The organism is Microbacterium sp. (assembly GCF_047607225.1).
Classification (GTDB): Bacteria; Actinomycetota; Actinomycetes; order Actinomycetales; family Microbacteriaceae; genus Microbacterium.
This window is the reverse complement of record NZ_JASGDO010000056.1, coordinates 1-11,145: the sequence shown is the minus strand read 5'-3', so window position 1 is coordinate 11,145 and position 11,145 is coordinate 1. Positions and strand designations below refer to the sequence as shown.

The 11,145-nt window shown below is 72.0% G+C and carries 7 protein-coding genes and 1 pseudogene; 3 read left to right on the top strand and 5 right to left on the bottom strand.

The genetic code is table 11. The annotated features are described in order from the left end of the window. Positions 1 to 59 precede the first annotated feature (59 nt). On the bottom strand, positions 60 to 308 hold the full coding sequence (locus QM591_RS11245; protein WP_415132492.1) for a hypothetical protein: 249 nt from the start codon (positions 306 to 308) through the stop codon (positions 60 to 62). Beyond that, on the bottom strand, positions 302 to 1,798 hold the full coding sequence (locus QM591_RS11240) for an SDR family NAD(P)-dependent oxidoreductase (RefSeq protein WP_415132491.1): 1,497 nt from the start codon (positions 1,796 to 1,798) through the stop codon (positions 302 to 304). The genes QM591_RS11245 and QM591_RS11240 overlap by 7 nt, the downstream gene beginning before the upstream one ends. 62 nt (positions 1,799 to 1,860) lie before the next feature. On the opposite strand from QM591_RS11240, the gene QM591_RS11235 reads away from it, so the two are divergent. Next, positions 1,861 to 2,265 carry an NUDIX hydrolase gene (locus QM591_RS11235; protein WP_415132490.1) on the top strand — a complete coding sequence of 135 codons (405 nt, stop codon included), beginning with the start codon at positions 1,861 to 1,863 and terminating at the stop codon, positions 2,263 to 2,265. Between the two features lie 100 nt (positions 2,266 to 2,365). Next, positions 2,366 to 3,904: a Na+/H+ antiporter NhaA gene (gene nhaA, locus QM591_RS11230; RefSeq protein ID WP_415132489.1), complete on the top strand. Its 1,539-nt coding sequence runs from the start codon at positions 2,366 to 2,368 to the stop codon at positions 3,902 to 3,904. On the opposite strand, the pseudogene QM591_RS11225 reads toward nhaA, so the two are convergent. Continuing rightward, positions 3,832 to 4,761 (bottom strand): annotated as a pseudogene (locus QM591_RS11225) (LacI family DNA-binding transcriptional regulator); the annotation flags it as partial. The gene nhaA and the pseudogene QM591_RS11225 sit on opposite strands and share 73 nt — an antisense overlap. Positions 4,762 to 4,864: 103 nt before the next feature. On the opposite strand from QM591_RS11225, the gene QM591_RS11220 reads away from it, so the two are divergent. Further along, positions 4,865 to 6,046: a serine hydrolase domain-containing protein gene (locus QM591_RS11220; protein WP_415132488.1), complete on the top strand. Its 1,182-nt coding sequence runs from the start codon at positions 4,865 to 4,867 to the stop codon at positions 6,044 to 6,046. Between the two features lie 169 nt (positions 6,047 to 6,215). Here QM591_RS11220 and QM591_RS11215 read toward each other — a convergent pair whose 3' ends face one another. Next, on the bottom strand, positions 6,216 to 9,359 hold the full coding sequence (locus tag QM591_RS11215) for a GH92 family glycosyl hydrolase (RefSeq protein WP_415132487.1): 3,144 nt from the start codon (positions 9,357 to 9,359) through the stop codon (positions 6,216 to 6,218). Beyond that, on the bottom strand, positions 9,356 to 11,145 hold a 1,790-nt coding region (locus QM591_RS11210), incomplete at its 5' end, for a glycoside hydrolase family 2 protein (protein WP_415132486.1). The genes QM591_RS11215 and QM591_RS11210, both read right to left, overlap by 4 nt.

Genomic DNA, 11,145 nt, shown 5'->3' with positions numbered 1-11,145 from the left:
GGGAGGCGGGGCCGGGGCGGGAGGGGAGGCGCGGTCGGGGCGGGGGAGCTGGCCCGGGCTCAGCCGCGGGGGTTCCGCGGGGGCGGGGGCGGAGGAACGGGTTTGGCGGCGACGATGTCGGTGACCGCGATGCGCTCGATCCCCCGCTTCCCGTCGACGACGACCGTGTGGGCGTCCGCGCTCACGAGCTCGCCGAGTGCGTCGGTGGCCTGTCCGCTCGGGAGGAGGTAGCGCACGACGACGCGGCGACCGGGCTCCGGGATACGGATCCGCGCGACCCGCCGCGGCTCCGCCGCGTCGGTCACCACGCCCCCGGCCGGTAGTCCTTCAGGAAGACTCCGAAGAGGTCCTCGCCCGCTTCCCCCCGCACGATGGGGTCGTACACGCGCGCGGCGCCGTCGACGAGGTCGAGGGGGGCGTGGAAGCCCTCCTCCGCCAGCCGCACTTTGGTGGGATGCGGACGCTCGTCGGTGATCCAGCCGGTGTCGACGCTCGTCATGAGGATCCCGTCAGACTCGAACATCTCCCGCGCGCTCGTGCGGGTGAGCATGTTCACCGCAGCCTTGGCCATGTTCGTGTGAGGGTGCCCCGGGCCCTTGTATCCGCGGTTGAACACGCCCTCCATCGCGCTGACGTTGACGATGTACGTGCGACGGGCGGGACTCGCGGCGAGCGAGGCGCGCAGCTTGGAGATGAGGAGGAAGGGGGCGGTCGTGTTCGCGAGCTGCACTTCGAGCATCTCCAGCGGATCGACCTCCTCGACGCGCTGGGTCCAGGAGTTGATGTGGTCGAGGTCGGGCAGGAGCCCTCCGGCATCGATCGCGGTGCCCGCCGCGAGGCGGTCGAGCGAGCTGGAGCCGGCTGCCATCGCTTCGTTCGTGATCACATCGGCCTGCGCGGTGAGGGCGTCGGCCTGCGTGGCGGCCGCGGCCAGGATGGGGTGCGCCGAGACGGAGCGTTCCAGCGCCTGGGGGTGCCGATCGTTGGTGTGACCGAAGGTCACGAGCTCCGGGAGCGGACCTTGCGGCAGGGGTGCCAGCTCCGCGTCGACGAGCGGCTGGTACGCCCCCGGCGACCTCCGCACGGTCTGGGTCGCGTTGTTGATGAGGATGTCGAGGGACCCGGCCGCGGCGACGTCGTCGGCGAGACCGATCACTTGAGCCGGATCGCGCAGATCGATGCCGACGACCTTCAGGCGGTGCAGCCACTCGCCCGAGTCGGGAAGGCGGGAGAAGCGGCGCACCGCGTCGCGGGGGAACCGGGTGGTGATCGTGGTGTGCGCGCCGTCGCGCAGGAGTCGCAGCGCGATGTACATGCCGATCTTGGCGCGCCCGCCGGTGAGGAGTGCGCGCTTGCCGGTGAGGTCGGTGCGGGCGTCGCGCTTCTGGTGGCTGAACGCGGCGCAGTCCGGGCAGAGCTGGTGGTAGAACGCGTCGACGACGGTGTACGGCTGCTTGCAGATGTAGCAGGCCCGGGCCTTGCGCAGAGTTCCGGCGGTCGGCGCGGTGGTCGAGGTGCTGATCGGGATGCCGCGGGTCTCGTCGTCGATCCGGTCGGGAGCGCCGGTGGCGGTGGCGGCGACCACGGCGCGGTCGGCCTCGGCGACGGCGTCGCGGATCTCGCGCCGCCGTGCCTTCTTGGCGGCCTTGAACATCGCGGCGGTCGCTCGTCGCACCGTCACGAAGTCGGGGTGGGACTGGTCGATCTCGGCCAGCTCGCGCAGCACCCGCAGGGTCGTCTCGAGGTCGGTGGGGTCGATGCCGCTCGGTGGCGGGGCGTCGGCGGGGATCTCGGGCACACACGATTCTACGTCGGCCGTCCGCGGCCCCGGATCGGCCGGGTGCTGTTAGCGTGCGACGGGTGACCTCCGCCCCCGAACCACACCGCATCCATGTCTCCGCCGCCGTGATCGTCGATGGGACCGGCCGCCTGCTGCTGGTCCGCAAGGCGGGGACGACCGCCTTCATGCAGCCGGGTGGCAAGCCCGAGCCGGGAGAGACGCCGGCGCAGACGCTCGTGCGGGAGCTCGATGAGGAACTCGGCCTCCGGCTCGCGGAGCGCGATCTCGATCCGCTCGGCGAGTTCACGGCACCCGCGGCGAACGAGCCCGGGCATCTCGTCGTGGCCCATGTCTTCCGCGTCGTCATCGGCGACCAGACCCCGCTCGCCGCGGCCGAGATCGAGGAGATCCGGTGGGTGAGCCGCGACGAGGCGGACGCGCTCGAGGTGGCTCCCCTGGCCCGGGAGTACTTCCTCCCCGCCTGAGCAGCCCGCGCCCGGGTGGCCGGGGCCGGTAGACTGGGGGAGGCGTGTCGGGAAGTCTGGTCGACGTTGTCCTCGTCGACCACACCGTGACCGGAGCCCCATGACGCCGCCTTCTTCCTCTGCCACCTTCCCGCGCCGCGGATCGTTCTTCGAGGCGCGTCGCGTCTCGATGCTCCTGCGCAAGGAGGCGGTCGGGGGGATGCTGCTCGTCGTCGCCGCCGTCACCGCGATCGTCTGGGCCAACTCTCCCTGGGCCGATTCGTACTTCGCGCTTCGCGACCTCAGTGTGGGCTACGCGCCGTGGCACCTCGACTTGTCGCTGGGGGCGTGGGCGGCCGACGGCCTGCTCGCGATCTTCTTCTTCCTCGTCGGACTGGAGCTCAAGCGCGAGATCGTCGTCGGCGACCTGCGCGACATCCGGACCGCCATCGTCCCCATCGCCGCTGCGGTCGGGGGAGTGCTCGTACCGGCCCTGATCTACACCGGCATCGCGTGGCAGCAGCCGTCGTTGCGTGTGGGATGGGCCATCCCGACGGCGACCGACATCGCGTTCGCGGTCGCCGTGCTCGCGATCATCGGCTCGCACCTGCCCAGCGCTCTCCGCATCTTCCTGCTCACCCTCGCCGTGGTCGACGACCTCCTCGCGATCGCCATCATCGCCGTCTTCTACACCTCGGACATCGACCTGGTGGCCCTCGCGCTCGCGGCTGTGGCCGTGGGCGTGTTCGCGTTCTTCGCCCAGCGGTATCAGCGCTTCTTCCACCTGCGTCCGTTCGGCGCGTGGCTCATCCTCCTCCCGATCGGGTTCACGGCGTGGGCCTTCATGCACGCCTCGGGAGTCCACGCCACGATCGCCGGCGTCGTCCTCGCGTTCACGGTTCCGGTCAGGCCGCGTCGCGGACAGCAGCCCCTCGGCGGCGACGGAGGCCTGGCAGAGGAGTTCGAGCACCGATTCCGTCCGCTGTCGGCGGGGATCGCCGTGCCGGTCTTCGCGTTCTTCGCCGCTGGCGTCGCCGTCGGCGGACTCGACGGCATCGTCCGGGCCGTGACCGACCCCGTGACGATCGGGGTCGTTGCGGGACTCGTGCTCGGAAAGCCGCTGGGGATCGTCCTCACGACGCGGCTGGTCACCGCCTTCACACGCGCACGACTGGACCCCTCGCTCCGCTGGGTCGACCTCATCGGCGTCGGCATCCTGGCGGGAATCGGCTTCACCGTCTCGCTCCTGATCGCTGAGCTCAGCTTCGGGATCGGGAGCATCCACAACGATGACGCCAAGATCGCCATCATGATCGCGTCGCTGCTCGCGTCGCTCCTCGCGTCGGTGATCCTCGTGACCCGGAATTGGCGCTATCGCCGCATCGCGGAGGAGGAGGCGGAGGACGCCGACGGCGACGGGATCCCCGCTCAGCGGCGGGGCGGGCTCGGGGCGCCCACGGCCGGAGCGGTCGAACTGCGCAGGAGTGCCTCGACCAAGCGACGGCGGGTGGCGTCGCCTCCGCCGAGGGTGGAGGCGCCCTCGACCAGCACGGGGGAGACGGGACTGCTCTCGGCCGACTCGTCGGACAGGGCGGCCATGAGCACGAGAGCGGCCCGCTCGCCGACGCGTTCCAGTCGCGGATCGATCGAGCTCAAGTAGGGGTCGATGTCATCGCCGTACCCCGCGACGTTGTCGTAGCCGATCACGGCGACATCCTCCGGGATCCGCACGCCCCGGGCCGTCAGGGCGGCGGACAGCCCGATGGCGATCGCGTCGTTCGCGGCGAAGACCGCGTCGACGTCGGGCCCCTGCGCCAGCAGCTCGTCGGCTGCGCGCTGCCCCCACGCGCGCGTGAAGTCGCCGTTCAGGACGAGGGCTGGTCGCTGGCCTGCGTCGTCGAGAGCGCGCTCGAAGCCCTCCCGCCGGGCGGTGACCGAAGCCAGCGCCGGGTCTGCCGTGACGTGGGCGATGCGCTGACGACCGAGTTCGATGAGGCGCCGGGCGGCGAGCTCGCCGCCCGCCGATTCGTCTGGCCGGACGCTCACGGCGTGCGGCGGGTCGGCGGGGCCGAAAGCGTGCACGACCGGTCCGTGGAACTCCTCGCCGAGCTCCGCGATGACGACGTCTGAGCCCTCGCCGATGACGATGATCCCGTCGACCTGCCGGTCGAGCATGTGTCGCACGTGCTCGTGCCGAAGCGCGGGATCATGGCGGGCGTCGTAGAGGATGCTGGCGAGATCGCGGGAGCTGAGCGCGCGGTTGATCCCGATCAGCACCGGCATGCAGAAGGCTCCGGCGGCGTTCTCGGCGAGGACTCCGATCGTCCGGCTGCGGCCGAGTGCGACACTGCGGGCCAGGGCGTTGGGGCGGTAGTCGAGCTCGCGGGCGATGCGCAGCACGCGACGGCGCGTCTCGTCCGCCACCCGACCCGTTCCGTTCATGACCTGCGAGGCGGTGGGGACCGAGACCCCGGCCGCGCGAGCGACGTCGCTCAAGCGCACGGGCTTGGGTGGCATGTTCACCCCGATCCATCCTCCAGCTGCACCGCGGGCGTCGCGGGCCCTATCGACAATAGCGACCGGATGGCGTGCCAAAGCGCTTTGCCGATAGACTCGCGGAGTGATCGACGGCCACACCGCACCTCGCTGGACGCCTCTGCGTGACGCCTTCGAGGCCGTCGTTCGAGAGGACGACGCGGGGGCGTCGCTGGCGATCGTGCACGAGGGTGAACTCGTCGTCGACCTGTGGGGCGGAACCGATCCCCTGAGCGGAAGGGCCTGGGAGCGCGACAGCGTGACCCTCACGTTCTCCACCGCCAAGGGAGTCCTGGCCCTCCTCGCGGCCACCGAGATCGAGGCGGGGAGACTGGACCCCGGAGCGCCCGTCGCGCGGTACTGGCCGGAGTTTGCGGCCGAGGGCAAGGGGGCCATCACGGTCGGAGACGTCCTGACCCACACCGCGGGGCTCCCCATCCTTCCCCTCGACGACATCGATGACCTGCGCGATCCGCAGGCCCTCGCCGATCGGCTCGCGGCGTCGGCACCCTCGTACCCGCCGCGGAGCGCGCGGGTGTACCACGTGCTGAGCTACGGCACCCTCGTGGGTGAGATCCTCCGGCGGATCACGGGCGAGGACATCCAGACCCTCGTGCGACGCCGGCTCGCCGACCCCCTCGACGCGTCGCTGTGGTTCGGCCTCCCCGGAGACGCCGAGGCTCGTTACCTCCCCGCGCTCATGGGGCCGGTCGAGTTTCCCGCCGAACCCGGAATGGAAGGCGACTCCGACGCGGCCCGCGCTTGCCGCGCCGCGTATCGCGCCAACCTCCAGATCATGCCTCTGTTCGTCCGCGGTGCCGGTGGGCAGGGCAGTGAGCCGATGAACGGCCCCGAGTTCCTCCGCGCCCAGGTGGGCGGTGGGGGGCTGGTCGCCCACGCCCGGGCGATCGCGACGGTCTACGGCGCGTGCGTCGCGGAGACCGGCGGTGTGCGCCTGCTCACCGACGCGACCGTCGCCGAGGTGTCTGCCGACCATCTCGGTGGGATCCCCGAACCCGTCTGCGGACCGGGTGCGGTTCCGACGACGATCTGGGGGTGGGGGTTCGAGCTCGCCCACCCCGCCTGCGCGATGCTGGGGGCAGGTTCGTTCGGCCACGCGGGCATGGGAGGCCGCTTGTCGTTCGCGTCTGCTCGGCACCGTCTCGGCTTCTCGTTCGTCGGCCAGCGGATGCTCTTCCCCGATCCCGGTACCGACCCGCGCTGGGCCCGTCTCCTGGGCGCCGTACAGCACGTCCTCGCGCCCTGACCCGCCTTCCCCTTCCGACCCTTCCCCTTCCTGGCGCCCTCAGGTGGCGCATCCTGCGCGCTCAGGTGGTGCAATCTGCGGGCTCAGGAGCCTGGAGGGCGCGATATGCGCCACTTGAGCGACTGGGCGCGGGCAGGGATGGAAGGGAGGAGGGAGGGAGTGGGGAAGGTCAGGAAGTGGGGACGAGGAGGCGGGCGGCGGTCAGCGTCGCGGGGGCCGACGCCCAGCGGAGGCGGAGCCCGCGGGTTCCGGGCGGGACGACGACCTCGAAAGGCCGCGCCTGGCCGCTCCACCGCCAGCGGGCACCGCGAACCGTCGTGCTCGGCGACGAGGAACCGACGGGCGTCACCTCGAACGAGTGCGCCCCGGGCTCGGCGATCGATACGACGAGGAGCGGCGGATCGGGCACCTCGCCGATCCGCTCGACAGCGATGTCGAGCTCGGTGCCGCGGGTCAGCGGCACCCGGCCGGGATCCGACACCGTCACGTCGCGCATCGAGGTCTCCGTCACATCGTCGGGCGCGAAGAACGGGCGGGAGGGGATCGGCTCGTGCCAGGCCACCGGAGCCGGGCCCAGCTCCACCTCCCAGAGCCCGCCGTCGCGCAGGCGGTCGATGCCGATCGTGGGGCTCGTCCACTCCTGCCCGTTCCAGCGGACGGAGCGGATGTAGCGGTCCTGGGCAGCTGTCCTGGTCGTGCGGATCTCCACAGGAGCCGCGCCCGTGGGTCGGAGCAGCATGCGCTCGTGCCGGGGAGGCAGGATCAGGAGCCGCCCCGAGCCGGGAGCGAACGGCGCCCACCCCAGCACTCCGAACAGGCGCCAGGCGGACATCTCGCCGTTGTCCTCGTCGCCGGGGTAGCCCTGACCGATGCGCACGCCGCGGAAGAGGCGGTCGACGGCGTCGCGGACGATCTCACCGGCCCGCCACGGGGTGTCGGTGTGCGCATAGAGCCACGGAACGTGGTGCGCGGGCTGGTTGGAGAGCCCCCACATGCCCCGGCGGACGTCCCTCGCCTCGCTCATCTCGTGGATCACCGTCCCGTACGATCCCGCGAACTCCGCGCGCCCCGTCTCCGGCAGGCCGAAGTAGTCGTCGAGGGCTTCGCGCAGGCCCTCGCGTCCGCCGAAGAGGTCGGCGAGCCCCGCGCCGTCATGGGGCGCTCCGAACCGGGAGGTCCAGGCGTTGGTCTCGGTGTGCGCCCCGCCCCAGACGCGGGGATCGAACGGCTCGTCCGCCCAGGCTCCCGTGGCCGAACGCGGACGGAAGAACGCCGTGTCGGCGTCCCACAACGAACGGTAGGCGCCGGCGCGGTACGCGAGGTAGCGTGCCTCGGCGCGGAGGTCGGCCCGTCGGGGGCTCTCGTCGGGCTCGCGCCGCGCCGCTTCGCGCGCCAGCACGGCGGCGCCGGCGTCGGCGATCGCGCCCTCGAGCGTCCACGAGACCGACTCGGGCACCTCCGCCTCGACATATCCCCGGACGAGGGAAGACGGCATGCCCTTGCGCCCGAAACGCGGATCCGGGGACGGCGTGGTCGCGTTGCGCAGCGCGGCCGCGTAGGCGGTCTCCACGTCGATGCCCGGGACACCGGCGGAGACGAGATCGGCGGCGATGACGTCGAGACTCGTCCCCACCATCGCGTCGAGTGGCGTGCCGGCGGTCCACCGCGGCGACCAGCCGGAATCACGGACGTGCTCCAGCATCCCGTTGAGCAGGTCACCCGCGTGGGCCGGAGCGAGGAGCGCATAGGCCGGCCAGCACGTCCGATAGGTGTCCCAGAAGCCGTTGTCGGTGAAGATCCGGCCGCGGCGGAGATCCCGGCCGCTCCGATCTGGGCGGTCCGGGAACGAACGGCGGGTGGGGCTGGGATACACCGGGCCGTCGACGGTGTCTTCGTCGTGTCGCGTGGGAAAGAGGAACAGCCGGTACAGATCCGACGCGAGGAGCACGCGGGACTCGTCGTCCGCGTCGATCGCCTCGACGATCGAGAGCCGCGCGTCCCACAGCGCTCGCGCGGCCTCGGAGACCTCCTCGACGGAGCGGCCGGCCACGGCGGCGCGAGCGTCACGCGCGTGGGCGGTCGAGATCTGCGAGGTGCCGATCTCGATCCGGAGCGGTCCGTTGCCGGGCTCGACGTCGACGATCACGCGACCGTCCGAGATGACGGTGCGCAGGTCGCCGCCCGCGAGCCGCACCGAGGCGTATCCCGCGAGCGGATCGGACTCGTGCGGACTGGGCACGGTGGAGGCGAGCTCCAGTTCCGCGTCGCCCGCGCCGAACGAGAGGAGGGCTGCGTGCGACAGGGGCACCCCGAGCGAGGTGAAGACGACACGGCCCGCACGGGGGAGCGCGGTCTCGATGACGGCAGCGTGGTCGGTGGCGGCGGCTGAGATGCGGATGCCGGATCGGGTGCGGACGTCGTATCGATGGGGGCGGGCCTGTTCGTCGTCATGGTCGAACTCTTCGGCAGCGACGCCCTGCTCCGGGTCCGGCGTGAGACCGATCCGCACGCCGAGAGCCCCGCGATCGCCGATCCAGATGCTCGGAGAGCGAGTGATCAGCATGCCGGCGAGCAGGGGGCGTGGGCCGGGCCCGTGCGCGTTCCACGTGTAGGTCCAGTGGCCGTTGGAGAGGTCGGTGGCGGGGGCGACGTGGATGCCGCCGTGCGGGGTTCCCGTCAGCGGAGAGGTGAGTCCTCGCGAGCGCTGAGGGGAGGAATGCGCGCCGCGTGTCGTCGGCACCCGATCGCTCGGAGACGGCGCCGATCCGGGGCGCCGTGCGGCCGCCACGGAGACGCCGTCGATCCACCCCGCGACGGTGCCCACCGCCCCCTGCGGCGGGGGCACGTCGAACACGGCCTCGATCTGCGCGATCGTCGCGCCCGCGAGCGGGGCGAGGGACACGCGGCGGAGGTTCCACTGATCCGCGATGTCGATGTCGGGCCGGTCGCCGGGACGCGCGCCGCAGCCGTCGGCCTCCGCGGCGACGAGCTCGAGCAGCCGCCGCCCGTCGTCGGCCACGACGTCGAGCGCGACGGCGGCGGAGCGGTACCCGTCGCGGACGCCATCGGCGTCGGCGTCGAAGGCGGGGTGAAGCGCCCAGGTGAGCTCATCGTCGTCACCGACCCGTCGCCCGAGGAGACCCGCGAGTCCGAGCACGCTCGCTAGCTCCGGCGTCGTCAGCGGCACTCGCGCGCGATCCGATCCCACGGGCACCACGTACCGCACGCACCGCGCGCCGAACAGCCCCGCCGCCGGAGCCGAGGCGGGCGCGTCCGGTGGGCCGTCGTGCGCGCGGAGCAAGGGAACGGTCACGACGGTGCGTCCACCGCCCGTGCGGCCTTCTCGGCCTCCAGCATCGCGAGGCTCCGGAAGTCGGGGTCGGTGTCACTCGCCGCCCGCGCCCAGCGGAGCACCCGCCGCACGGCCTTCTCGTCGAACCGGCCCGGCTCGGCGGTGCGGACCGACCACGTCTGCGACTCCCCCGGCAGCAGTGTGAGCAGGTTCACGTCGACGCGGGAGTCGGGGTCGATGTCCTCGGCGAGGAGAGCCAGGTCGCGGAGGAGGCTCTCGGCGTGCACCGTCACCTCGACGCCCGCTGCACCCGTGCGGATCGAGACGGAGAACACCGGCTCGTCGTCGGGGAAGTCGCGATCGATCGTGCCGAGGAGCGTGCTCCGGGAGGGGCGCTCGCCGTCAAGGGCGACGGTCGCGATCAGCGCCTCGTCGGCGGCGAGAGGCCCCCGCACGGCGGTCGAGACTACGCGGAGGGCGGTGTGGGGCGGGACCGCGACGCGGATCGTCTCGTCCACGCTCACCTGCCCGTGCTGCCACCGTTGCACCCGCACCGTCGCGTCCCACGCTACCGAGGTGCTGTTGCAGGCGAACACCGCGGGCAGGCCCTCTTCGTGGCGGGTGACGACGATCCGGTCCCGGTACGCCTCGCGCACCGCGAAGGCGGTGGGCTTCCACCGGTCGGCGACGTCAATGACCGACCACGACAGAGCCGGCCAGCAGTCGTTCAGCTGCCAGACGATCGTTCCCCGGCAATACGGCTCCAGCGTGCGGAACCTCTCCACCCCGTATCGGACGGCGCGGGCCTGGTTCAGCTGCGCCAGCCAGTACCACTGGTCGAAGTCACTCGGCACGCCGAAGTGCTGGTCGAGCACCGTATTGATGCGCTCGGTGCCTCCCTCGGCCTTCTGCCGCTGGATCACGCCGGGGCTGAACGGCGCCGGTTCCGCGTCGTGCACGGCCGCGTCGAACGTGGCCCGGGCGGGTGGCCCCTGGAAGCCGAACTCCGACACGAACCGCGGCTTCACCTCGTCGTACGCGCGGTAGTCGTCGGGGATCCACCAGTGGATCACACCGCGCGACGGGTCGTTGGGCGCGTGCCACCGGTCGCCCGACGACGGGCTCCCCACGAGATAGGTCCGGCCGGGGTCGAGGTCGGCCACGACGCGAGGGAGCACATCGAAGTAGAACCCCTCGCCCCAGGACGCGCCGCCCAGCTTGTCCTCCCAGTCGTGCAGGAACCAGAACCACAGGTTCTCGTTGTTGCCGTTCCAGATCGCGAGACTCGGGTGATGCATGAGGCGGCTGACGTTGTCGCGCGCCTCCGCCTCCACCTCCTCGGTGAACGGCGCCTCCTCGGGGTACGCCGCGCACGCGAAGAGGAAGTCCTGCCACACGAGCAGGCCCGCCTCATCGCACGCGCGGTAGAACTCGTCGCTCTCGAACACGCCTCCGCCCCACACGCGCAGCAGGTTGGCTCCGAGCTCGCGGGCATCGGCGACCCGGCGTCGGTAGTCGTCGGCGGTGACGGCCGAGATCGAGGTGTCGTCGGGAATCCAGTTGAACCCGCGGACGAAGAGGGTGACGCCGTTGACCGTGATCCCGAAGCTGCGACCCTCTTCGTCGTCGATCTGCTCGACCACCAGGTCGCGGAAGCCGATCGCCTGGCGACGGTGGTCGAGGTCGGTCGCACCGGTGCGCAACACGACGTCGAGGTCGTAGAGCCAGGGTTCGCCGAGGCCCGCCGGCCACCAGCGGCGCGGCGCGGGCACCACCAGCTCGCCGCGCACGCGGTCCGCGCCCCGTG

Coding starts and splice junctions, on each gene's coding strand:
- nhaA (WP_415132489.1), top strand. CDS start 2,366: ATGACGCCGCCTTCTTCCTCTGCCACCTTCCCGCGCCGCGGATCGTTC.